Below are 24,108 nucleotides of genomic sequence, written 5' to 3'. Positions count from 1 at the left end.
TATTCAGCCACGCCTGTGCACACTTTGCGCAACCCGATTGATTCCCGGAGTTCCAATGAACCGCATCCTCAGCGTCATGCTTGTCCTGTTTGCGGCGGCCTTTGCCGGGAGCGCGCATGCCGATGCGCGCGCCAGCTTGGACAGCTTTACCAGCGACCTGCGCGGACTGCAGGGCGACTTCTCCCAGCAGGTGTTTGATGGCAGCGGCCGGCTGCGTGAGAGCTCCAGCGGCAGCGTGGCCCTTTCGGCGCCGCGGCTGTTCCGCTGGGAATACGAGAACCCGTATCCGCAGCTGATCATTGCCGACGGCACCCGGGTGTGGGTCTACGATCCGGATCTGGAACAGGTGACCGTGCGGCCGCAGGGCGAAGAAGAGCAGAACAATCCCCTGGCAGCGCTCATCGACCCGACCATGCTTGATCGCGACTTCGTGATCGGCGAGGGCGGCACCCGTGACGGGATGGAATGGCTGGAAGTCGCCCCGCGCGAGGCCACCGATGCCGGCTTCCAGAGTGCGCAGCTGGGCTTTGCCAATGGGGCGATGGTGAAGATGGAAGTGCTGGATGCCCTGGGCCAGCGCACCACGATTGAATTCTCCAACTGGCAGAAGAATCCGGGCTTCGCCGCGGATGCCTTCAGCTTCACCCCGCCACCCGGCGTGGACGTGGTGGGCGAACCCTGAGTTCTGCCGCCAGACTGCCTGTCTGAATAATTCCGGCCCGCGTGTGAACGCGGGCCGGTTGCGTTGGGCTGTCCTGCAAGCCGCGCGTTCGGCGTATGCATGGACAGACCCGACAGCAAGGAAGTAGCAGTCACATGCAATCAGAACCACAGATCCCCGCGCACGATGGGAGCCGTTCGAACACCGTGATTGATCGGGCGAAGGCGATCCTGCTGTCTCCACGCAGCGAGTGGCCCGTGATCGCCGCCGAGCCGGCAAGCGCTGCCAGCCTGTACACCGGCTACTTCATGCTGCTGGCTGCCATTCCGGCGGTGGCCGGCTTCATCAAGGGCAGCCTGATCGGCCACAGCGTGTTCGGCATGAGGATCACCACGCCGTTCATGTCGGGCCTGATGGGCATGGTGCTGGGCTATGCGTTGGGGCTGGTGGTGCTGTACGTGGTGGCGATGATCGTCAACGCGCTGGCGCCGAAGTTCGAGGGGCAAAAGAACCAGGTGCAGGCGCTCAAAGCGGTCGGCTATGCCTGGACCGCCGCCTGGGTGGCCGGCATTGCCGTGATCGTTCCCGGCATCGGCTGGTTGCTGGCGCTGGCCGGTGGGGTCTACAGCATCTACCTGCTGTATCTGGGCCTGCCGCACACCATGAAATGTCCGCCGGAAAAGTCGGCCATCTACACCCTGGTTACGGTGATCGCGGCGATTGTGCTGGGCTGGATCGTCGGCCTGCTGATCGCAGCAGTGACAGGTATGGGCGCGCTGGCCGGCGGGATGCTGGGCAGCGCGACCGGTGGGGGAGGGAGCAGCAGCAATGTCAGCGTGGATCCTGACAGCAGGATGGGGCAGGTGATGGATATCGGTCGGCGGCTGGAAGAAGCCGGCAAGCAGATGGACCAGGCCCGGGCCAGCGGCAGCGCGGATGAGCAGGGCAGGGCGCTGGGCGCGCTGATGGGAGCGGTGACCGGCAGTACCGATGCGGATGGCCAGGTGGTGGAAGCGGTTGCGGCAGACCGGCTGCGTGCGCTGCTGCCCGATTCCATCGGCAACATGCGTCGCACAAGCATTTCCGCCAGCCGCAGCGGAGCCATGGGCATGCAGATGAGCGAGGCCTCGGCCGAATATGCCGATGCAGGGGGATCAAACCGGATCAGCGTGGAGATCCAGGACATGGCCGCGATGTCGGGAATGATGGCCATGGCCGGCGCATTCGGCGTGGACCAGAGCCGCGAAACCGATGGTGCATACGAACGCACCTTCACCCGTGACGGCCAGCTGATCAGCGAAGAGTGGAACGCCAACAGCAATCGCGGCAAATACAGCGTGGTGATCGGTAACCGGTTCCGGCTTGAAGCCACGGGTCGTGTCGATCGCATCGACGACTTGCGCAACGTGGTCGGCCAACTGGAGCGGCAGGTGGGCGCGCTTCAGTAGGCACGCCGCAGTACGAACGCTTGGTATCGTGGGCACACGTATTCTGTGAGGTGCCCCGTGCAGGAAGACCTGCTTTCCCCTGACCCTGATCTCTCGACCGGACTGCGTCCGCTGGCCGAACGCATGCGGCCACGGACCATTGATGAAATGGTCGGCCAGCAACGCCTGCTGGCGCCGGATTCGGTACTGCGCCGCTCGATCGAAGCCGGGCGCGTGCACTCGATGGTGCTGTGGGGCCCGCCCGGCTGCGGCAAGACCACCCTGGCGCTGTTGCTCGCGCACTATGCCGATGCCGAATTCCGCGCCGTGTCCGCAGTGCTGTCCGGCCTGCCGGAAGTGCGCAAGGTGCTGGCGGAAGCCGGGCAGACCTTTGCCAGTGGCAGGCGCACGGTGCTGTTCGTGGATGAAGTGCACCGCTTCAACAAGGCGCAACAGGACGCCTTTCTGCCGCATATCGAGCAGGGCACGATCATCTTCGTTGGTGCCACGACCGAAAACCCCTCGTTCGAGCTGAACTCCGCGCTGCTGTCCCGCTGCCGCGTGCATGTGATGGAATCGGTGTCGCCCGACGATATCCGCCAGGCGCTTGAGCGCGCCCTGACCGACGATGAGCGCGGTTTGGGCGGCAGGGAAGTACGCATTGAGCCCCCGCAGCTGCAGCTGCTTGCCACAGCCGCCGATGGCGACGTGCGACGCGCCCTGACCCTGCTGGAAATTGCCGCAGAGGTAGCCGGAGGCGAGGGTGGAACCATCACCGATGCCGTGCTGGAACAGGTGCTTGCCGACCGCACCCGGCGCTTCGACAAGGGCGGCGAGCAGTTCTACGACCAGATGTCCGCGCTGCACAAATGCGTGCGCAGTTCAAACCCCGACGCCGCGCTGTACTGGCTGGCGCGTATGCTCGACGGCGGTGCGGCGCCCAGCTATCTCGCCCGGCGACTGACCCGCATGGCGGTTGAAGACATCGGCCTGGCGGATCCCCGTGCCCTGCAGATGTCCATCGATGCATGGGACGCTTATGACCGCCTGGGCAGTCCGGAGGGCGAACTGGCCCTGGCCCAGGTAACGATCTATCTGGCCAGCACCGCCAAGTCCAATGCCGCCTACAAGGCGTGGGGCGCCGCGCGCACCGACGTGCGCAAATACGGCACTCAGGACGTGCCCATGCATATCCGCAACGCGCCCACCGGGTTGATGAAGGAGCTGGGCTACGGCCGCGGTTACCAGTACGACCACGACGCGGAAGGGGGGGTCTCGCTGGACCAGACCGGCTTTCCGGATGCCATGGGCGAGCGCGTGTATTACCAGCCGGTGGCTCGGGGGCTGGAGATCAAACTTGGCGAGAAGCTGGAGCGACTGCGCTCGGAACGATCGCATGTGCTCCAACAAATCCCAAGAAACAACTCGAACAAACAGCCATAACTGTTTGTTTTAAAATAAATCGACCGAGGATGGAAACCGTCGCAGCAAGGTTATATGCTGGTTGGGCAGGGGCGACAGTTATCACTGGAGGCAGTCATGCGTAGCCATGCATCCCCAATGCTGTCAGGTCACCGCCGGCTCTGCGCGCTTTATGCCCGCGAAGCCCGTGATATTTACCCCGGTCGACCGTGGCAGGAGATCGAGCCACATGTTCGCAGCGCATGGGAGCGCACGCCCCATCGGATGGGCTGGCGCGAGGCTGCGCCCATCGTAAGGCGGTTCTGGGCGCAGTCCTGAAGGCACGTTGTTCACGCGCTGTCCCGATCAGACGGACTGAGCGGAGCAGGGGGCTCCGGAACACGCACGCCTCACGCGACGGGTCGCATGTTGGTGACCGGCAACCGCCGATCACCAGTGGAGAGCGACATGAGCAATGACAAACACGATGCCAACCGTGACCCGATCAGCGGCGCCCCCGGTGCGCACCCGGTTGGCACCGGCGTAGGCGCGGCAGCCGGCGGGGTCGCTGGCGCGGCCGTCGGTTCCGTGGCAGGTCCCGCCGGCACGGTAGTAGGCGCGGCCGTAGGCGCGGTGGCCGGCGGCCTGGGTGGCAAGGCCGCAGGCGAGGCGATGAACCCGACGGTCGAAGACGCGTACTGGCGTGAGAACTATTCCAAGGAGCCGTACGCCAACAAACAGTACGGATACGAGGACTACCAGCCTGCTTACCGCACCGGCTACGAAGCCCGTTCGCGCTATGCCGACCAGAGCTTCGAGCAGGCCGAAAACAACCTGCGTACCGACTATGAGCAGGCCAGGGGCAACTCGCGCCTGGAGTGGAACGACGCCAAGCACGCCACACGTGCGGCATGGCATCGCGTCGAACGGGCGCTGCCGGGCGATGCGGACGGCGACGGCCGCTGATCGCGGCATCGGCAGACCCGCCGATCAGCAGCAACCATGAGGCCCCGCTTGCGGGGCCTCTTTAATCTGGACTGGGCATTCCGCCGCAACTGCGCAATGCCGCGCCGCCGCAAGGCGAAGGTGGTGGTTCCATCATCCGATAAGAGCGCATAAGCCGACGCCATTGGCAGAAGACATGGCCCCATGCCAGCACGTCCACCGCTCAAAATGACCCGGGTCTGACGGATTAGGACTGGTTATCGGGGGTAGGGAAGGGATGCCGGGTGCCGGCCCAAGTCGACATCACGGCGTGTCTAGATTCGGGGCCTGCTCAGTGTGGTTCCGGCAGCTTGGCAATCACCTTGATCTCGAACTGGTAGCCGTACAGCCACGTAACACCGATGCCGGTGAGCGAGGGGTGCGGCGCTTCGCCCCAGTACGGCGCGGCGATCTCCCAAACCCGTTCGAAGTTCTCTTCCGCATCCACCATGAAAATGGTGGCGTCGATCACGTCGTCGAAGCTGCATCCAGCGGCGGCGAGGATTGCATTGAGGTTCTCAAAGGCTCGCCGGACTTGTGCCTCAAGGTCGGGTTCCACCGAACCGTCTTCGCGGCTGCCTACCTGTCCCGAGACAAACAATAGACCGTTGGCGCGCACGGCGGGGGAGTACCGGTTGCGTTTGTAGAGCTCCTGCCGGGCGGGGGGGAAAACAACGTCGCGCTTGCTCATCTTCAATCTCCGAGTTGGGGTGTCAGCTTGCTGGGTAACTTCCACACAGTCTGCGAGCAGTAGTCCGGCGGATAAACCTGCGCGTCCGGAGAACTTCGATTATTCATCGACTGGGTGGTGGAACTATTGCGCAAGCCCCGTCCTGATGTCCGCGGAACCCTCCGCAACCGCACTCAGTCCTCCGTCACGGCTTCCAAGAGCTCCCTTCCCGCGCGCCGGGTTTCGCTCTGCGCGGCCGTTGCCGTTGCCGCGGCCGCTTTGGTACCGGCGTCGGCGCAGGTCGACATGGGGCAGTGCCTGGACATGTAGTCGATGTCCAGATTCAAGCGCTCGAGCAGGAAGTCGACGAACGCGCGCACCTTGGGTGACTGCGCATGGCCGCGCGGGAACAGCGCACTGAAGGGGTAGTCCGCGCCCTTCCAGCCGGCCAGCACGCGCTTGACCTGGCCACTCTCCACCGCCGGCTTGACCATCACGTCGGCGGTGAGCGCCAAGCCTTCGCCGCACAGCAGCGCACCTTTCAATGCGGCCGGATCGTTGACTACCAGAGCCGGGTCCACCTGGAACATGCGCGGGCCTGCGCCGTCATCAAGGTTCCACTGGTAACGGCTGCCCTGGCGGTGCTTGGTCAGTGCCAGCACCCGGTGCTGCACCAGCTCTTCCGGATGCTGCGGCTCTCCGTGGCGATCCAGGTAGGCAGCGGAAGCAAACACCTGGGTGTGCAGCACGCCCAGCTGGCGGGCCACCAGGTTGGAGTCGGGCAGCTCGCCCAGGCGCAGGGCCACGTCGATCTCGCCGCCGATCAGATCGAGCGGCTCGTTGCTGAGCAGCATCTCCAAGTTGATTTCCGGGTAGCGCTTGCTGAACTCCCCAAGCAGCGGGGCGATCTTGTCCATACCGATCGAATAGGGCGCGGTGAAGCGCAGCCAGCCGCGCGGCCCGGCCTGCAGCTGGCTGACCGCGCTCTCGGCCTCGCTCAGGTCGCGGGCGATGTTCTGCGAATGCTCGTAGTAGATGTTGCCGGCCTCGGTCAGCCCGAGGCGGCGGGTAGTGCGGTGGAGCAACTGCGCGCCCAGCCGCGACTCCAGTTCCTGCACCTTGCGGCTCACGGTGGTCTTGGGCAGGCGCAGCATCCTCGCTGCACCCACGAAGCTGCCTTGCTCAACCACCTTGGTGAAGATCAGCGTTGCATTGAGGTCCTGTGACATGGCGATTTTCCGGTAGCGGACGATTGGCCCACCTGCTGGACAATTATTCCCTGATTTGACGGCTAAACAAGGCCGTCCGTCGGGAGTAAGTTGTGTCCAACCCCGCTGCAAAGGCCGCATCCATGCGCACCGTCTCCCGTCGCCGTCCCTCCTACCGCTGGCTGGTCGTGGTCCTGGCCATGGACGTACTTGGGGTGGCTGCATTGCTTTTGAATCAATGGCTTGAAGGCCCCGTATGGGTGGCTTGGGCGTTCGCCGCAGGTATCGCGGCAGCGGCCTTCCCGTGGCTGTTGCAGCTCGCCGACCAGGTGTTCAACGCGGCCCAAAGCGTCCGCACCATCCCGCTGGTGGGAGAAAAAAACCCATGAGCGGGATGATCGAAAACGGAACAATCAGACAGGACTCCATCATGCACACCATTACCTCCCCCATTCCCGGTTCTCTCCATCCCTGGCGCCGCCGCCTGGCTGCGCCGCTGCTGGGCCTGTTGGCCGCCGCGATACTGGCCGCCTGCAGCAGCCAGGCTGGCGATGAGATCGCCGCGCCGCCGCCCCAGGTCAGCGTGGCGCCCGTACTCGAACGCGCCGTGGTGCCGTGGGACGAATACACCGGTCGCGTGGTGGCGGCCGAAACGGTGGAAATGCGCGCGCGGGTCAGCGGCTACATCGACCGTGTCGCCTTCGAGGAAGGCGAAGAGGTGCAGAAGGGCGACTTGCTGTTCGTCATCGACCAGCGCCCCTACCGGGCGGCGGTGGAACAGGCCGAGGCGCAGCTGGCCCGGGTCCGCAGCGAGGCGCAGCTGGCCGCGTCGCAAAACAGGCGCGCCGATGAGCTGTTGGAAGTCAGCGCCATCTCCCGCGAGGACCATGAGTCCCGGCGCGCGGCCAGTGCCCAGGCTGCCGCCGCAGTGCGTGCAGCCGAAGCTGCGGTGAGCGCCGCCCAGCTGGACATGCAGTTCACCGAGGTGCGTTCGCCCATCGACGGTCGCGCCGGGCGCGCGCTGGTCACCGCCGGCAACCTCGCCCAGGCCGACGCCACCCTGCTGACCACGGTGGTGTCGCTGGATCCGATGCACGTGTACTTCGAAGCCGATGAGCAGAGCTTCCTCGGTTACCAGGCGCTGGCACGCAGCGGCAACCGCGAGAGCGGCGGCAATTCCGTACGCGTGGGGCTGGCCAACGAACAGGGCTATCCGCATTCGGGGCACGTGGACTTCACCAGCAACCAGGCCGATCCCGGCACCGGCACCATCCGCCTGCGCGCCGTCGTTCCCAATCCGGACCGTGTCTTCACCCCCGGCCTGTATGCCCGCGTGCAGCTGCAGGGGGCCTCGTCCGCCTCCGCACTGCTGATCGACGAGCGTGCCGTGCTCACCGACCAGGACCGAAAGTACGTCTACGTGGTGGGCGAGGACAACCAGGCCGAGCGGCGAGACATCGTCCAGGGCGGCATGGCCGTCGGCCTCCGCGTGGTGGAGGCGGGCCTGGCCGAAGGCGACCAAGTGATCGTGCACGGCGTGCAGAAGGTGTTCTTCCCCGGCATGCCGGTCTCGCCGGTGGCCATCGCCATGGGCGACCCGCCGGGTCAACCGCAGCTCGCCGACGCCGGCGCGCCGTAATCGCAGCCATAAAGAAAGGATTCCGCCGTGAAATTCTCACACTTCTTCATCGATCGGCCGATCTTCGCCGCGGTGCTGTCGATCATCATCTTCACCGCCGGGCTGATCGCCATTCCGATCCTGCCAATCAGCGAGTACCCGGAGGTGGCGCCGCCTTCGGTGGTGGTGCGTACCGCATACCCGGGCGCCAACCCGCAGGTGATTGCCGAGACCGTGGCCACACCGCTGGAGGAATCGATCAACGGCGTCGAGGACATGATGTACATGAAGTCGGTCGCCGGCTCGGATGGCGTGCTGCAGATGACCGTCACCTTCAGCCCCGGGGTGGACCCCGATGAAGCGGCGGTGCGGGTGCAGAACCGGGTCAGCCAGGTGCTCAACCGCTTGCCCGAGGACGTACGCCGCCACGGCGTGACCACGCAGAAGCAGTCACCCACGTTCCTGATGGTGGTGCACCTGACGTCGCAGGACGGCGCTTACGACACCCTGTATCTGCGCAACCACGTGCGCCTGCACGTGCTCGACGCGCTATCGCGCATCCAGGGCGTGGGCGACGCGCAGATGTTCGGCAGCGGGGATTACGCCATGCGCGCCTGGCTGGATCCGGAGCAGATCGCCTCCCGCGGAATGACCGCCGGTGACGTGGTGGGCGCGATGCGCGAACAGAACGTGCAGGTCTCGGCCGGCCAGCTTGGCGCGGATCCGATGCCCGATAGCAGCTTCCTGACCCTGATCAACGCCCGCGGCCGGCTGACCACCGTGGAAGAGTTCGGCGACATCGTGATCAAGACCGGCGGCGAGGGCGAGCTAGTGCGGCTGTCCGATGTGGCCCGGCTGGAGCTGGGCGCGGGCGATTACACCCTGCGCTCGCAGCTGGACGGTTCGGACGCGGTGGGTATCGGCATTTACCAGGCGCCCGGCGCCAACGCGCTGCAGATCCGTGACGACGTGATCGCGACCCTGGACGAGCTGTCCACGCGCTTCCCTCCGGGCGTGAAATACGAGGCGCTGTACGACACCACGATCTTCGTGCGCGAGTCGATCAGCGCCGTGGTCATCACCCTGCTGGAAGCGGTGCTGCTGGTGGTGCTGGTGGTGATCCTGTTCCTGCAGACCTGGCGCGCGTCGATCATCCCGCTGCTGGCGGTGCCGGTCTCCATCGTGGGCACCTTCGCGGTGCTGCACCTGCTCGGGTTCTCGATCAACACGCTGACCCTGTTCGGGCTGGTGCTGGCGATCGGCATCGTGGTGGATGACGCAATCGTGGTGGTGGAGAACGTGGAGCGTCACATCGAGCAGGGCGCGCCACCGCTGGAGGCCGCGCACCTGGCGATGAAGGAGGTATCCGGGCCGATCATCGCGATCACCCTGGTGCTGTGCGCGGTGTTCGTGCCGATGGCGTTCCTGGACGGGGTGACGGGCGAGTTCTACAAGCAGTTCGCCGTGGCCATCGCCATCTCGGTGGCGATCTCCGGGCTGAACTCGCTGACCCTGTCGCCGGCGTTGGCCGGGCGCCTGCTGCAGGCGCACGGTGCGCCGAAGGACAGGCTCACCCGCGGCATCGATCGCGCGTTCGGCTGGGTGTTCCGGCCGTTTAACAGGTTTTTCAACAACAGCTCCAACCGCTACCAGGGTGCCATCGGACGCATCCTTGGCCGGCGTGGGCTGGTGTTCCTGGTGTATGCCGGCCTGCTGCTGGCCACCGGCGTCATGTTCAAGGTGGTGCCGCCGGGATTCATCCCGGTGCAGGACAAGATGTACCTGATGGCCGGCGTGAAGCTGCCCGAAGGTGCGTCGCTCGCGCGCACCGATGCGCTGCTGCGCAAGGTAGGGGATATCGCCATGGAAACCGGCGACGTGTCCCACACCATGGCCCTGGCCGGTCTCAACGCCCTGCAGTTCACCAATACGCCCAACACCGGGGTGGTGTTTCTGCCGCTCAAGCCGATGAGCGAACGCAGCCGCAGCGCGGAGGAGGTGAACGCCGATCTCAACCAGCGCCTGTCGATCCTGCAGGAAGGGCTGGCTTTCTCGTTCATGCCGCCGCCGATCCAGGGGCTGGGAAACGGATCGGGCTACCAGATGTTCATCCAGGATCGCGGGGGGCTGGGTTATGGCGCTCTGCAGGAAGCGGTGGACGGCATGACCGGCGCCATTGCGCAGACGCCGGGCATGGGCTTCCCGATCTCCAGCTACCAGGCCAACGTGCCCCAGCTCGATGCCGTGGTCGACCGGGCCCGGGCCAAGGCCCAGGACGTGCCGCTGACCGAATTGTTCGACACCCTGCAGACCTACCTGGGCTCGGCCTACGTCAACGACTTCAACCAGTTCGGCCGCACCTGGCAGGTGATTGCCCAGGCCGATGCGCAGTTTCGCAGCAGCGTGGATGACATCTCCCGCCTGCGCACCCGCAACGCGAGCGGGGAGATGGTGCCGATCGGATCGATGGTGGAGATGCGCGAGACCTTCGGGCCCGATCCGGTGCTGCGCTACAACGGCTACCCGGCCGCCGACCTGGCCGGTGAATCCGACCAGCGGGTGCTGTCCTCCACCCAGGCCATGAATGCGGTGAGCGGCTTGGCCGACACGGTGCTGCCGCCCGGCATGCAGATCGAATGGACCGACCTGAGCTACCAGCAGGCCAGCCAGGGCAACGCTGCGATGATCGTGTTCCCGCTGGCGGTGCTGCTTGCCTTCCTGGTGCTGGCCGCGCTGTACGAGAGCTGGACCCTGCCGCTGGCGGTGATCCTGATCGTGCCGATGTGCCTGCTGGCGGCGATGTTCGGCGTGTGGGCGACCGGCGGCGACAACAATGTGTTCGTGCAGGTCGGGCTGGTGGTGCTGATGGGGCTGGCGTGCAAGAACGCGATCCTGATCGTCGAGTTCGCCCGTGACCTGGAGCGCCAGGGCCGCGGCATCGTCGACGCTGCGCTGGAGGCCTGCCGCCTGCGCCTGCGCCCGATCATCATGACCTCGATCGCGTTCTGTGCAGGCGTGGTGCCGCTGATGCTGTCGTCGGGCGCTGGCAGCGAGGTGCGCGCCGCCACCGGCGTAACCGTGTTCACCGGCATGGTCGGCGTGACCGCCTTCGGATTGTTCCTGACCCCTGTGTTCTACGTCGCGCTGCGCAAACTGGCGACCCGTGGTCGGGTCCCGGTTGCCAAGCCCGAAGCTTTGGAGGCTGCCCATGCGTAATGCCATCCACATGCCGATCAGCCTGCGCGTGGTGCTGCCGTCGCTGCTGGCGCTGGCCCTGTCGGCCTGCATGGTCGGGCCGGACCACGTGCGCCCAGACCTGCCGCTGTCCGAGCGCTATGGGCAGGTCTCACCGGCCGAGGGGTCGGCACTGCCCGCGCCGGATGCGGCGTTCTGGCAGGAGTTCGCCGATCCACAGCTGGATGCCCTGGTTGAGGCCGCGCTGGCGTCCAACCACGACCTGCGCATCACCCTGGCCAACTACGAGCGCGCCAATGCGCTGCTGCGCGGTGCCCGTTTCGACCGTCTGCCGACGGTCACCGCCAGCGCCGAAGCCGCGGACGTGCGCCTGTCGGCCGATGAGGCGCAGGGCATGTCGCGCGCCGGGCGCGATCACGAAAGCTGGCGGGCCGGCGTCTCGGCAAGCTGGGAGCTGGACCTGTTTGGCCGGGTGCGCCGCGGTGTGGAATCGCGGCGTGCCGATGCCGCCGCCAGCGCCGGGGATCTTGCCGCCATGCAGGTGGTGATCGTGGGGGAGGTGGTGCGTGGTTACATCGAGCTGCGCGGTGCCCAGGAGCGACTGCGCGTAGCCCGCGCCAACGCCGACAACCAGCGCGAAACGCTGGAGCTTGTGGAGGCGCGCTTCGGGGCCGGACGCGGCACTGGCTATGACACTGCGCGCGCCAGCGCCCAGCTCGAATCGACCCTGGCACGGGTGCCGGCGCTGGAGGCGGAAGTGGCTGTCCACCAGCATCGGCTGGCCCTGCTGTGCGGGCGTAGCCCGGACGCCCTGCTGGCTGATCTTTCGCAGGCGCGGCCGTTGCCAGCCGTGCCGGCGGCGTTGGATCCCGGCTCGCCTGGCGAACTGTTGCGGCGGCGTCCCGACATCGCTGCCGCCGAGCACCGCCTGCACGCGGCGACCGCCCGCATTGGCGTGGCCACCGCGGACCTGTTCCCGCGCTTCACCCTGGGCGGGCTTATCGGCAGCCAGGCCATCGACACCGCGCTGCTGTTCGATCGCGACAGCGAAACCCGGCTGATCGCGCTGGGCATCGACTGGTCGTTCCTGGACATCGGCCGGGTGCGGGCACGCATTGCGGCAGCCGATGCGGGCGCCGCCGCGGAGCTGGCCCGCTATGAGCAGACCGTCCTGCGGGCCCTGGAGGATGTGGAAAACGCGCTGGTACTTCACGCACGCAGCCGCCAACAGGACGCGCACCTGCGACGGGCCGCCGAAGACAGTGCACGAGCGGCGCAGCTGGCGGTGACCCGCTTTGAGGCCGGCGCCGCGGACCTGCTCGACGTGCTCGATTCCGAACGCACTCTGCTGCAGGCGCAGGACGCACTTGCCCAAACCCGTACCCGCACCGTCAGCAGCGCCGCGGCGGTCTACCGCGCCTTGGCGGGGGGCTGGCCGCAACACCCGCCCATCCACGAACGCGTTTCCGCCACCAGCCACGAAGGAGTCACTGAATGAATACCATCGGCATCATCGGCGCCGGGGAAGTCGGCAGCCAGATTGCCCGCAAGGCCATCGCAAACGGCTATCAGGTTGTCATTGCCAACTCGCGCGGCCCGCACACGCTTGGGCCGCTTGTGGATGAACTCGGCCCCGCGGCACGAGCGGCGACTGCGGCGGAGGCCGCCGAAGCGGCTGATTTCGTTGTCATCGCCGTGCGGCTCCGGCTGGTCAACGACATGCCCGTGGAACAGCTCGCGGGCAAGATCGTGATCGACACCAATAACTATATGGCTTGGCGCGACGGCCGGTTCCCGATTGTCGATTCCGGGAGAAAGACCGTCCACGAACTTCGCCAGGAACAGCTTCCTGGTGCGAAGGTCGCGAAGGCATTCACCCACATCCAGGCGCCTCGTCTGTTCACTTCAGCCAGGCCCTCCGGTGCCCCGGATCGCCATGCGCTGTCGGTCTCCAGCAATTTTCCCGAAGCGGTGGAGCTGGTGACGCGCCTTTACGACCAGTTCGGCTACGACACGGTCGATAACAGTCCCCTTAGCGAATCGTGGCGCAGTGCGCCAGGTCAGCCTGCATGGCTGGCCCATGCACACCAGACGAAATCCGAACTGTTTACCAACCTCGCGAATGCGTCGCGGGACCAGCCTGATGCTGCCGGCAAACCGGCATGACCTACTCACGGACCACTGTCCGCCCAATCAAGAAGGAATTCACCATGCAGAAAGAATTTTCCGGCAAGACCGTACTTATCACCGGCGGCTCCCGCGGCCTTGGCGCCGGGCTGGCGCAGGCGTTCGCCGAACGCGGCGCGGATGTAGCGATCAGCTACGCGAACTCTTCGGCCAAGGCCGAGGCCGTTGTTGACCGCCTGAAGGCCAGCGGCGTGCGTGCGATCGCCGTCCACAGCGACCAGAGTGACCTTGCGGCCGCCCAGCCACTCGTAGACCGGGTGATCGCCCAGTTCGGCAAGCTCGACATCGTGGTCAACAATGCGGGCATCGCCGTACAAGGCCAGCTGGTCGATGATCCCGACTTCAATGCGCCGGACAATAATCACCAATGGCAGGTCAACGTCATGGGAGTGGTTGCCACGACGCGCGCAGCCGCGGCGAAATTGACTGACGGTGGCAGGATCATCTTCATCGGCTCGCGGTTCGGTACACACGTCCCGGTGCCAGGGGTCGCCGACTACGCCGGGACCAAAGCCGCACTTATTGGGTATGCAAAGGGCGCGGCGCGCGACCTGGGCCCGCGCAACATCACGGTGAACGTGGTGCAGCCGGGAGTGATGCCGACCGACATGTCCGACGCCATGCTCGGTGATCCCGATGCCCGCGCGGCGATCCTTGACCTGCATCCGATCCGACGCATTGCCACGCTGGAAGAGGTCGCGGAAACGGTCTGCTTTCTCGCAGGCCCGTCCGGTAGCTACATCACCGGCGAGGTCCTGAGCGTGTCCGGCGGCGCCGCCATCTGAACAATCTTCGCAATCCCTCCCATCAGGGGGAGGAATCCAGCGTCACCCAGTAGCTACATCACTTCCGAGGACATCGAAATGCTCATTCCTACTCAGAACCACCACGATCAAACTCCTGGCGCTGCTTCGTCGCCGGCTCCCACGGTCAGTTGGACGGACGATCCAATCCACGTGCACCACCGTACCGTGAACATCGAAGGGGTCAGTGTCTTTTACCGTGAAGCCGGCCCATCTGACGCGCCGGCCGTGCTGCTGCTGCACGGATTCGGAGCCTCCTCCCACATGTTCCGCGATCTGATACCGAAGCTTGCCCATCGCTACCGCGTACTTGCCCCCGATCTGCCAGGGTTCGGCCAAACCACCGTCCTGCCTGACACAGAGTTTGAATACAGCTTTCAGCGGCTGACTTCCGTGATTGATGCGTTCACCGCCGTCATGGGGTTGAAGCGTTACGCGATATACGTGTTCGACTTCGGCGCACCCGTGGGCTGGCGCCTGGCGGTGAATCATCCGGAAAAGATCTCGGCAATCGTGAGCCAGAACGGCAATGCTTACGAGGAAGGACTCAGTCCTGGCTGGGCGGATATGCGCCGGGCATGGGCTGAACCAACTGCTTCGAATCGGGAAGCATTGCGCAAGTTCAACACGCCGGAGATGGTCAAGTGGCAGTACACGGAAGGCGTTAGCGACCCCTCGGTGATTCCTCCGGAAACGTACCAGTTGGCGTCCTCGGCAATCGCACGCATCGGCGAAGAGGCGCAAATGGACCTGATGCTGGATTACCGAACGAACATTGAGCATTACTCACAGCTGCACCAGTACTTCCGGCGCTACCAACCGCCCACGCTCGTGATCTGGGGCGACAAGGATCCGTTCTTTACGCCAGCCGGTGCGCAAGCGTTCAAACGAGACAACCCCAATGCCGAAGTTAAGCTCCTGGACAGCGGTCACTTCGCCTTGGAAACACATGGTGCGGAAATTGCTGCGGCGATGCTCAAGTTGCTGGACCGGAGTGGAGCGGGCGCGTCTCATCGATGACGGGAACCGGGCTTGAGGAAATTGTGCTGTCTTATCACTCCGTGCTATGCGGCGCTGATTAGGCCAAGTTATCGGGGGTACGCGATAGCGGCCTCACGGTGCGGGGCCGCACGGACACTCGGGGCTGATTCGGTCGCGGGCACAGGGGGCAGCCTCGCCCCGCGATTTGTCGCCGCTGGAAAAGCACGAGCCGGAAGCCGTCGCCGAGTACCTGGCCAACCTTCAGCCGCGGTCGCCATCGTTGCCGTGGCCCGCGCCGATCTACGACGGGCGCCAGGCGGTGGCGCAACCCCGCGTGTTCGGCATCGCCAGCGATGAGGGCTACAACGGGCGCGGGGAGTGGAAGGAAGCCTCGTACCACTGCCAGACGGAGCAGGGCACCCGCGTGGTGACGGACGAGCGCCAGGCGCGCGGCATTGCCCGGTGGGGCGAATCTTACAACCCGTTCATGCAGCCCCTGCCGGAAGGGCACGGCACGCGCATAGGGGAGGGCATGGAGCCTGCCGGGCCCGCTGCTGCAGTCGGTGCCGAAGTGTTCGGCGCCGTCGGTACGGTTGGGCGTCCAGACGTTGCCCCGGAGTTCGGCACGCTCACTCGCCCGGTTCTTTAGCGAAGCCTTCGGCGGTGCATTCGTGTTCGGTGCCACCGACCACGATCACCGCCGATTTCATTTCGGTGTTTTGCGCAGCGGCTGCCGCTGCCGCCGCCCTGCACGCGTCGAAGAAGCGTTTCAGCTTCGGATTGGCGTCGAGGTCGAGGGGTGGCGAAATGCAGTCAACGATCTTGCCCCATTCGTCGGGATAGAGCTGGATGCATTCGGCCTCGGTTTTGCCTGGCGGCGCGGGTGTGGTGATAAGCGAAGTCGCAAGCACGATGGCTGCAAGCATGATTTCCCTCTGGTCGCAGCCGTCCGGGGCCGCGTCTGGGCATTGTGGCCGATGTAGTGGGTCCGCTGTCCAGCTTGCCCACGGCGACCGCTTCGGCCTGGTGAGTGTCCGGTGGGTCGCCCCTGGTCACTCACGCGCAGGCCGGCAGCCAGTCCCGCTCCCACGCCAAACCGCTTTGATTAGCTCCGACGTCGGGACAATGGAGCTCGCGCCCGAGCTGGGTCGCTCTGTCAGCGGAACATCACCATGTGCCGCCACATCTGGTCACCGAGCTCTAATGTGCCCTCGGTAACTATTTGATTGTATAGAGCTAGTGTGGAAAAAGAGCAGACGAGTCTGCGTAATTCAACGCACTATTATGGGACCACATTTCAGCGCTACGCACTCTAGAGGCACTTTTTTCGGAGTAACGCACTCAAACGTGCCTTCCAGTGCAGATGATGCAGTCAGTTATGCATCCTTTTGCACGGAACTTCTTGGACGGCTTCCCCTGCCGACCCGTTCACGGCGCTGATTCGACTCGTCGGCCTCCTCCAAAAGGTCTGCTGCGGAGTGGAAGGAGTCCATCGAAAGCCAGACAACATGCACCTTGATCAGATGACCCTGGTCTCGAACAGCCAGCATCCACGGTTGAGTCAAGTGGGGTGAATCTCGACCCATGTCGAAGAGCTCAGGGATGTGTCGGGACAATGTCGCCCTCAACCCCTCAGCGTAACCGCGCGCGAGAAGGCATCCGCACACCCGGATCAAGAGGTTTAGTTCGGCGAGGCTGGATTGTTCATGAAATTCGGAATCCGACCTTCCATTCAAAGCGAGGTCGATCAGATTTGGGATCGGGCGATATGCGACCGGATGTAGGCATGCCATGTTGAGAAAATGGCGACCAGCTACATCCCACGGGGGAAGGGCGGATAGTCGCCCAGAGAACCCCCGCATCGCGGGCTGGAACATTTTTGGTGATTGGATGCCTGCCCCCGCCAAGAACAGGGTCATCTCTCGATCAGTGAGCGTGCTGGCCGGAAGTTTGAGAGCGAGATTCGCAGCGACGTGCACGATGGATTTTTTCATTTGCGCCGGAACAGTCAAGAAGCCCGGCCGAACCCGCCGCAACACCTCAAGTTGTTCCAACGCTTCTCTATCTAGCAAGTGAGAGCGAACGTTTGCATCGTACGCTTGCCGGAAGTATCGGCAGTGGCTGACTCCCACATGCTTGTACCATTTATAGGCCAAGCTACTCGGCAACTGAACTAAACTGGCCAATGCCGCTTGGGGGGCGGCAGGTAGCTCAGGTATAACGAGCAGGGTGCGCGCGCGCTCCTTAGCGGCCCACGCCAAGTAGCGGGCAATGAACTCAGTTGCCCCTTCGGGTGGTCCAGCAGATCGCTTGAGAGCCGCTTTCGTGGAAAGCAGTACATGGCCACAGGGGCAATTAAGATTCTGGTCGAAGCACCAGTCTGCGTAAGCAGGAGGCTTATTACCACAACGTCGGCAGGTGGTCTGCAACGTGACGCCGTGCCAAGGACATCCTTGAATCCAAGGAAGTTGATGTAACAGTGTGTGGTAGCCAGAGTACATACATTGTGGGCAGTACCGCAGCGACCAGCCTGATCTGAGGATGTCTGACGGTGCCTGAAAGGGGAACCATGTCGTCAAGTTCCATACTCGAGGCACTTCCGGTAGTCGCATCGATCTAGCCAATGCCGATTGGCGTGCCTCCGAGAATGTCATCACCTCTGAAAGGTCGTCCGCACGCCGGGTGCGGATACCGAACTGTCGAAACAGGTCTACAGGCTTTAGGGCATTTAGTCGCACCATTCGCGCAAGGACCCCGAAGCTTGATGTTGCGGGGAGGACAGTAATATCGCTGCCAACGAATGGTGCTGTCAGTGAAGAGGCAAATGGAGTCAGAGTGGTGCGGGCCACCGTACTCAAGAGATTTGCCGGACGGCTCGTCTCGCGAGGTGGTGGGGTCACGCCGGCACCCCCCGGTAGCCTGGCTCGATCTCCAGGTACCCAGCTCTCAGCAAGGCTTCACGGATGTTTGCTTCACTCAACTCTACAAAGTCCGGGTCTTCGTAAGCCACTCGAACAAGAACGAAGTACACGAAGCGCTCAAAGGATTGCATCGGCCATTCTTTGACGTCGGAGAGACCATGTTCAGATCGCAATGAATTGATCACGGAGTGAATTAGGTCGAGCTGGGCGCCGATCCTCCAGCCAGCAGCGTAGGCCTTCGGCGCAAAATACTGGGTAAAAGGAACTCCGGATCCTTCAGGCCAAGTCAATTCTTGATCATATTCGCGTAATGCAAGTGCTACATCCGAGACAAGTTGATCTTGTTTGTCGGCTTCCGGAATATCCCACAACAGCCCAGTGAAGTGATGAGACGTGGTAAAAAAACGCCCGAAAATGTGCCTCGGCGGACGCTTATCGATTGCAGACGGCCCATATCGACCCGAGTCAGATTGATTGATGAAGAAGAAGAAAATGCGCCCAGTCTTCTCGCACTCATTTACAATCGACATGGCATGTTCATATTCGTCTGAAGAGAAACGATTAGCTTCGTTAACGCCTACACCTAGTACCTCCGCTCCCTGGCGGTAACCTTCCTCTTGGAGCATTCGTATGGCGCGCATGAGTGAACCGTTGCTTGCTGCGCTCGATGGGACTTTCTGTCCTTGTTGCAGAAGAAGCGATGTGGCGAAATAACCTTCTCCTGGTTTCGCAGGCTTGGTGTAACTGAACTCACTCATATGCATGGGGTATGGACGCCACTCATCAGTCTGGGAAAGCTGGCGAAAGCCAAACGTTTTTCCGATTCGGCCAATGCCATCAATCCAGATGGCATCGCAGCCCATCTCAATGCTGTTCCTACAGTCTCCAGCAAGCCGTTCACCAGGACGTGTAATGATCATCGGGCGCTTGGAACGGAGCATCGGATGGCGAGGATCATTGGTCATGGCGTGGCTCCTCTGATGATCACGAGGCATGACCGAACAGGGCCTCTGTCAATCCTGCTATGGGCTTTGATCTCGGCGTTACGATCGATCATTACTCTCGCATCGCTGCGGCCACTGCCGAATATCGGATCTGAGTTCGTCACACCTAGTTCCCCTATGGCGTTAATTAGGTCATAAGTTTTCTGCCGGTGGAGATGCCGTGCAACCGTTTCCAACGGACGTGAAAAGAAATATGAGGTCAGCGTCGGCGCAGCCTTACTGGTCCACCCCGAGGAGCAAGTCCGGTCAAAGTTCGAGCAGCGCCGCTTGACGTGCTACTAGGCAATTCATCAGACTTCCGCGGTTGCTTCGCGCTCGCGACTTCATTCGCCGCCCATTTCAGTCGTCGGGCACAGTCACGGACATCGGCGTGATATGCATCGATCATGTCGTCGATGCCCTCCCAGCGGGAGGGACTGGATTTCCTAAGCTTCTCGGCTCGCTTGCGTTCTACCAACGTGTGCGGTGTCGACGCATAAGGGTGTAGCGCCGTTAGTGTGACGTAAGGTAGTCCGCGATCGTCGAGCAATGTGAGGAACCTGGCATCGTCGTCTTCGATGAACCCATCAAATTTGCGACCGATTAGGTCAGTACGAGGATTTAGCTTCTCGCTACGATACGTCCCGTAGCAGTAGTTGACATGGGGAAGCACGCCGTTTGCAGCACTGCCACGAATCGTGACTTGAACTCGAACACGCCGCATGTCGCGAGCGTCATCCGCAGTCCGAGAGGAACGCAGCGGCATACCACCAAGTTCTATGAAGGTCTCAGTTATTTCCCGCGGACTACGCTGATGCATTTCAGCGTGAGGAGTTACATTGTAGGCGCTGACTGTAACGTCTATAAAGTCTTCCAACAGGTCGGTAAAGATCGGATAGTTGGATGCTTGTTTTGTAGAAATTCTCTGTTTAATTCGGTGTTTCGTTTCCGGTTCGAAACCACCAGCCAGAAATCTAAGCACCTTGTGCTCGATCACTTTGAAGAACGCCTCGATCTCTCCTCGTTGCTCAGGAATGCCCGCTACCCCGAAGCGGTACATGCCGAGATGGTGGTGTAGCATGGTCCGGCGGGCATGCTTGGCGATATGGCCGGAAAAATTGTCCATCGACAACTTGAGCGCACGCGGAGCATAGCTATGGTCAGCTGTAGGCATCCATGCATTCGGGACGTAGTTGAGCCGCCGCTCGCCGAGGTTTCGAGGCCGCCAAGCAGTGAGACTTCCTGCAAGAGTTCGCAATAGGTCAAATTGATCGTACGACTTGCCTATGATCAATTGCCAAGAGATACAAGATCGAGATCCTACGTCGATCTCAGCCAGTATCAGCAGCCCAGAAATGGCCGCAGAAGCGTATGTTCCATCCGGCAAGGGGATGGCAACTGTCTGATCCTCCAGATCGATGTAGTGCCCATCGAATTGGACTTCGTCAAAGGGTCGGATAACTGCCAGGTCCTTCCACTTCGTCAGAGTCATCGGAGCGGCGAAAGCTGCGGCCTGCTCGGTAGTGCGTGTATGTGAGCGTCTGATGAAGTTCACCAGCGCTCGGCGGCCACCATCTCGTGTATTGAGTGGATAGCAATCGTCCAAATCCTTTGCCGTGAGGATCCGCTTCATTTCTTTGTAGAGCCGATTGAACGCAGGGCTTGATTGCTTACGGGTCGGGAGCGCACCTGCAAATTTGCCAATAAGAGTGCCGATCTCCGGAATGGCGAGCACGAGCCTCGCCATGGCGTGTGCCTTGCCAAGAATCGGGAGCCCCGTCTCCCTGGGCTGAGGATCGACCAGCCGCATTCTTGGGGTGCAGACGGCGAAGCCATTTATCCCGCCCTTAGGTGCGGGCCCCGCAACGAGGTTGAGCATTCGGCGCAGGGTTTTTGGATGGAGGTTGTGTGCATCGGAAACCTGCTTAATGGAGGTCCCTTCCAACAGCGCTACCAGTGCAGCGACCCTATTTTCGATAGCAAGTTTTTCGTCTTCGCTACGATCCTTCATAGCTTTCGTGTCAGGTCTTGGCAGTGCCAGAAGGGCCTTGGCTTCAGTCAAGGTGAAGCGCACAGTCATGATCAAGCCCTCCGCCCCACTACGGTGCGCCGGGTGAGTTCCTCGCCTCGATCGAAGTCAAGTTTTCCAAAGTAGATCAGCTCGCATGTCACGGCTTGGACATCAGCTGGATCAAAAGGTACGAGCGCAGCCTCGATCTGGTCGATTCGTGCACGGGATTGCTTTTCAAAGAGCGTGAGAACTCTGGCGCCCAATGCCAGCCGGTTCCCCAAGGTCTGGGCTACTTGGGTAAAAGCCAGGATGCGGTTGTGCTGTGCGATGGCCCCGCCGGCAACGCGTACATCGTGTTCAGTTATGAAGCGCAGATGCAGCCCAAAGTCCTTTGCAGTGGCGAGCCAACGCTCAGCCTCGCGTGGTCGCAAGGTCCCGCCGGCGACGTGGACGCAATCGGCATCAGGGACCAGAAGTAGGTACTCCTCCGCACCTGTCACATGACGGACCCAAAAATGGAGCTCTACATTTTTGTCACCTATGGCTAGAAAACGAGGTCGCTCCGTATAACAGGCGATAAGGGGGTTGCATTCAAGATCAAGAGCTACCGCTATTGCAGGTAACCCATGAACTTCAACAATGCGCCGCTCTTTCACGGACAGAAATCCGTAGATGTCTTTTTTCTCGAACTCGCGTCTCTTGAACACTCTCGGATTAAATGGACGGGAATTGAGTTGATGGGACGGTGCGAGCTCTAACTCGAGATCTTGATCTGCGTGCATGGGCTTTCCTTAGGCGAAAGCCCGCCCGTCGCCCGGGGAGAGGGGCGCTTGCAAACGCAACAGCGTGGGCGCTATGATTGGTTCGTGAGACGCCAATCAGTGGCACCTAAACCCTCTCGGATTGCAGTCCGCGGGGGTTTTTTATTCCGTACGGGCGGGTGTGAAATTTCTAGGTTTGGCGTGCTTCCATCATTGTTATTGAGTGGATTGGGTTTGGATCGGCCCTAGGGCACTTGGCTACCCATGGGTACTCTGTTCAGCTTGCCAGTTTTCCTGGCTACGTTGGAGGCGCTGCTCCGATCTCGATCAGTGTCGCTTTGTCTTCGTCTGAACGCTGCTTTAAACCGAGAGCCAGTGCGATCCTGTGCGCTTCACCTCTGCGGCCTTTTGTTCGGCCGGATAGGACGGAGTACACATTTGCCTTCCGGAAACCGTTCTTATCCGCCCAGTGAGCGATTGATAAACCGTTCGCTTCAAACGCTCGCTTGAGTTTTAGGTGCTGATCGGGCATGTCCGGGGCCTATGCAGTTTTCCGGACACTATGCTCCTCGATCGTCAGGGTCAAGCCATGTTAATCAACGTGTAACGTTTCATCCGCTTTAGATACTCAGCACGTAATCCCCGCGAGCCGTCTCGATCGGACTCCCTGATAGTTCGTTATCCACGCCATCAATTGACCGCGCATAACTATCTCAATTGGCTGGATATTCAAAAATCGGCGACGGGCTGCGATTTCGGCTGACGCCGGTCATGCCTCCGTGCGTGAATGACGACCGGAATCGAATTGGCCGGCACATTCGATCTGACATAGTCCGAGGCCCTTTCTTGAGTTTATATTTTTGTGCCCGGATGAACGTTGTGTGCTGTGGCAAATGAGAGAAAATGCGTCTCACGCGCCTTGCGACACGCGCTCAGCGGAGTCGGCTTCCGTGGCGTGTGAGGAACGCCCCCATGACGGTCCGGTCCTGCAAGATCCGGTCCGGAAGAGAAACGCCCAACTTTTCGGAAATGTCGAGAGCGAAGCGTATTTGTGCGCCGGTTGGGCGGCGCGGATCAGGCTCCATCGCCGTCACCAGAGTCCCCAGGATGGCTTGCGCTGAGAGCTGGCCGAGACGTTCCTGTCCGATTGCTGGCAACGCCTCTCTCAGTCGCAGCGATATTTCATCTGCGATGTCTGCCCGAATCGGCAGTAGGGTCTCTTGACCTCGGCTATCAACTACTAGCAATCGCATATCTGCGCCCGGGTAGATATATCTAGCCTACACATATGGTGGTAGCGATGGAACTAGCGTTCTTCCTAACGTGTTCAGGATGGACGAAGCCTCCGAACTACGGCAATTGGGCGCAGCGATGCGCGTATTCAGGTCTGGGCTGGGTCTCAGTCAAGAGCTCTTTGCAGACAAAATAGGGATGCACCGGGCCTATTACGGTGCGATCGAACGAGGGGCTCAGAACATCACTGTCAGTACACTGACGAAGATCTGTAGCGGCCTCGGCGTGAGCGCTTCGGAAGTGCTGGGCGAAGCCGGACTTTAGTTGCGATCGTCCGACTTAAGCGGCGTTAAAGCGACGAACTGATGCCAAGTACAAGCGGGGCAGGGCGCGGGAGATCTTGGTGACCTGATGCTCGAACACCGAGTAGGGACCGCTGCGCTGGCCGACAGAGATCAATAGCCCGCCATCGACACTGGTCCGCTATCTTGCCCCACCTTGGTGGCGGACCCCGGGGAATTCGGCTTGCGAAAGCTGCCATGAGCTCACAGCGGGGGTCATTGTTTTTCCGGGTTTTTCGGGGCGCTGTGTTTTGGCGGAGTTAGCCCCAGCGGCGCATCGAACGCCGGTCTGAAAAGACTGGCCAACGCATCCAACTCGTTCTGCGTCAACGTTTCCCGCACCTCTTTCGCGATTCTGGCCCGTTGGGCTTCGCGGCTTTCTCGCGGATGACCGGAACTGCCTGCACTCTCCGCTTGCTGTGCAGTGACTGCTTGCCGCGCCTGGTCGCCAACTAAGGCAAGCTCTTCTGCCAGAAATCGGAGAACTTGTTCAAAGGGCCCGGCTTCGACGACCACGCGTTCGCGAATGTACTCGCCAAGAGTCTGGCCGGCAGAGCGTGCGCGGAGCATAAGCATGCGCTTCTCGGCAGCGCTGAAATTTACGCTGACCGGAGCGGTCTTGGTGACGCTGGAGAGGGTCATGTGGTGATCTTAGCTCCTTGTGCTCGTGTCGTTGTACATTGCACAAACCGGATGATCGTCAGCAATGCAACTCGCTTTCAA

Annotated in this window: 22 protein-coding genes; 13 read left to right on the top strand and 9 right to left on the bottom strand. The window is 62.2% G+C overall.

Going from position 1 to position 24,108, the window contains the following annotated elements; all coding sequences use genetic code 11:
* The first annotated feature begins 55 nt into the window (after positions 1 to 55).
* The 4 genes from lolA to WCE59_RS01995 all read left to right on the top strand — a co-directional run bounded on the left by lolA (position 56) and on the right by WCE59_RS01995 (position 4,455).
* Positions 56 to 682 (top strand): outer membrane lipoprotein chaperone LolA, encoded by a 627-nt coding sequence (lolA, locus tag WCE59_RS02010; protein ID WP_343257019.1) that lies wholly within the window; start codon positions 56 to 58, stop codon positions 680 to 682.
* A 134-nt stretch (positions 683 to 816) separates the two neighbouring features.
* Entirely contained in the window at positions 817 to 2,109 is a 1,293-nt protein-coding gene (locus WCE59_RS02005) for a Yip1 family protein (protein WP_343257018.1), read from the top strand.
* A 123-nt stretch (positions 2,110 to 2,232) separates the two neighbouring features.
* Positions 2,233 to 3,531: a replication-associated recombination protein A gene (locus WCE59_RS02000; RefSeq protein WP_343257104.1), complete on the top strand. Its 1,299-nt coding sequence runs from the start codon at positions 2,233 to 2,235 to the stop codon at positions 3,529 to 3,531.
* A gap of 426 nt (positions 3,532 to 3,957) precedes the next feature.
* Positions 3,958 to 4,455, top strand: coding sequence for a glycine zipper domain-containing protein (locus tag WCE59_RS01995; RefSeq protein ID WP_343257017.1), 498 nt, complete (start codon positions 3,958 to 3,960; stop codon positions 4,453 to 4,455).
* A gap of 310 nt (positions 4,456 to 4,765) precedes the next feature.
* Here WCE59_RS01995 and WCE59_RS01990 read toward each other — a convergent pair whose 3' ends face one another.
* Together WCE59_RS01990 and WCE59_RS01985 are read right to left on the bottom strand one after the other, a co-directional pair.
* Positions 4,766 to 5,164 carry a RidA family protein gene (locus tag WCE59_RS01990; protein WP_343257016.1) on the bottom strand — a complete coding sequence of 133 codons (399 nt, stop codon included), beginning with the start codon at positions 5,162 to 5,164 and terminating at the stop codon, positions 4,766 to 4,768.
* A 173-nt stretch (positions 5,165 to 5,337) separates the two neighbouring features.
* Positions 5,338 to 6,372, bottom strand: coding sequence for a LysR family transcriptional regulator (locus WCE59_RS01985; protein WP_343257015.1), 1,035 nt, complete (start codon positions 6,370 to 6,372; stop codon positions 5,338 to 5,340).
* A 122-nt stretch (positions 6,373 to 6,494) separates the two neighbouring features.
* Here WCE59_RS01985 and WCE59_RS01980 point away from each other — a divergent pair, with 122 nt between their 5' ends.
* From WCE59_RS01980 to WCE59_RS01945, 8 genes are all read left to right on the top strand, one after another.
* Positions 6,495 to 6,740, top strand: coding sequence for a hypothetical protein (locus WCE59_RS01980; RefSeq protein WP_343257014.1), 246 nt, complete (start codon positions 6,495 to 6,497; stop codon positions 6,738 to 6,740).
* A 41-nt stretch (positions 6,741 to 6,781) separates the two neighbouring features.
* Positions 6,782 to 7,990 (top strand): efflux RND transporter periplasmic adaptor subunit, encoded by a 1,209-nt coding sequence (locus WCE59_RS01975; protein ID WP_449284076.1) that lies wholly within the window; start codon positions 6,782 to 6,784, stop codon positions 7,988 to 7,990.
* Between the two features lie 27 nt (positions 7,991 to 8,017).
* Positions 8,018 to 11,185, top strand: coding sequence for an efflux RND transporter permease subunit (locus WCE59_RS01970; protein WP_343257013.1), 3,168 nt, complete (start codon positions 8,018 to 8,020; stop codon positions 11,183 to 11,185).
* Positions 11,178 to 12,662 carry an efflux transporter outer membrane subunit gene (locus WCE59_RS01965; RefSeq protein ID WP_343257011.1) on the top strand — a complete coding sequence of 495 codons (1,485 nt, stop codon included), beginning with the start codon at positions 11,178 to 11,180 and terminating at the stop codon, positions 12,660 to 12,662. Before WCE59_RS01970 ends, WCE59_RS01965 begins: the two co-directional genes overlap by 8 nt.
* The gene (locus WCE59_RS01960) at positions 12,659 to 13,330 is read left to right on the top strand and encodes an NADPH-dependent F420 reductase (protein WP_343257010.1); all 672 of its coding nucleotides are present in this window, start codon (positions 12,659 to 12,661) and stop codon (positions 13,328 to 13,330) included. Before WCE59_RS01965 ends, WCE59_RS01960 begins: the two co-directional genes overlap by 4 nt.
* Before the next feature lie 44 nt (positions 13,331 to 13,374).
* Positions 13,375 to 14,136, top strand: coding sequence for an SDR family NAD(P)-dependent oxidoreductase (locus WCE59_RS01955; protein ID WP_343257009.1), 762 nt, complete (start codon positions 13,375 to 13,377; stop codon positions 14,134 to 14,136).
* A 186-nt stretch (positions 14,137 to 14,322) separates the two neighbouring features.
* Positions 14,323 to 15,174, top strand: a complete 852-nt coding sequence (locus WCE59_RS01950; protein ID WP_343257008.1) for an alpha/beta fold hydrolase — start codon at positions 14,323 to 14,325, stop codon at positions 15,172 to 15,174.
* A 166-nt stretch (positions 15,175 to 15,340) separates the two neighbouring features.
* Complete coding sequence (locus WCE59_RS01945) at positions 15,341 to 15,784, top strand: hypothetical protein (RefSeq protein WP_343257007.1); 444 nt, start codon at positions 15,341 to 15,343, stop codon at positions 15,782 to 15,784.
* Here the strand turns inward: WCE59_RS01945 and WCE59_RS01940 are convergent.
* From WCE59_RS01940 to WCE59_RS13735, 6 genes are all read right to left on the bottom strand, one after another.
* Complete coding sequence (locus tag WCE59_RS01940; RefSeq protein WP_343257006.1) at positions 15,765 to 16,061, bottom strand: hypothetical protein; 297 nt, start codon at positions 16,059 to 16,061, stop codon at positions 15,765 to 15,767. The genes WCE59_RS01945 and WCE59_RS01940 overlap by 20 nt on opposite strands.
* A 450-nt stretch (positions 16,062 to 16,511) precedes the next feature.
* Complete coding sequence (locus WCE59_RS01935) at positions 16,512 to 17,129, bottom strand: hypothetical protein (protein ID WP_343257005.1); 618 nt, start codon at positions 17,127 to 17,129, stop codon at positions 16,512 to 16,514.
* Positions 17,130 to 18,031: 902 nt separating this feature from the next.
* A complete protein-coding gene (locus WCE59_RS01930; protein WP_343257004.1) occupies positions 18,032 to 19,021 on the bottom strand; it encodes a hypothetical protein in 990 nt (329 codons plus the stop codon).
* A 238-nt stretch (positions 19,022 to 19,259) separates the two neighbouring features.
* Entirely contained in the window at positions 19,260 to 21,119 is a 1,860-nt protein-coding gene (locus WCE59_RS01925; RefSeq protein ID WP_343257003.1) for a hypothetical protein, read from the bottom strand.
* 2 nt (positions 21,120 to 21,121) lie between these two features.
* Entirely contained in the window at positions 21,122 to 21,832 is a 711-nt protein-coding gene (locus tag WCE59_RS01920; protein WP_343257002.1) for a hypothetical protein, read from the bottom strand.
* Positions 21,833 to 22,109: 277 nt separating this feature from the next.
* A complete protein-coding gene (locus WCE59_RS13735; protein ID WP_449284075.1) occupies positions 22,110 to 22,343 on the bottom strand; it encodes a hypothetical protein in 234 nt (77 codons plus the stop codon).
* Positions 22,344 to 23,143: 800 nt separating this feature from the next.
* Here WCE59_RS13735 and WCE59_RS01915 point away from each other — a divergent pair.
* Positions 23,144 to 23,368 (top strand): helix-turn-helix domain-containing protein, encoded by a 225-nt coding sequence (locus WCE59_RS01915; RefSeq protein ID WP_343257001.1) that lies wholly within the window; start codon positions 23,144 to 23,146, stop codon positions 23,366 to 23,368.
* A gap of 233 nt (positions 23,369 to 23,601) precedes the next feature.
* Here the strand turns inward: WCE59_RS01915 and WCE59_RS01910 are convergent, their stop codons facing one another.
* A complete protein-coding gene (locus tag WCE59_RS01910) occupies positions 23,602 to 24,027 on the bottom strand; it encodes a hypothetical protein (RefSeq protein ID WP_343257000.1) in 426 nt (141 codons plus the stop codon).
* Positions 24,028 to 24,108 lie beyond the last annotated feature (81 nt).

Source organism: Luteimonas qiangzhengi (genome assembly GCF_039548515.1).
Taxonomy (GTDB): domain Bacteria; phylum Pseudomonadota; class Gammaproteobacteria; order Xanthomonadales; family Xanthomonadaceae; genus Luteimonas.
Note: the sequence above shows the minus strand (reverse complement) of the source record. Positions and strands in the feature narration are given on the sequence as shown.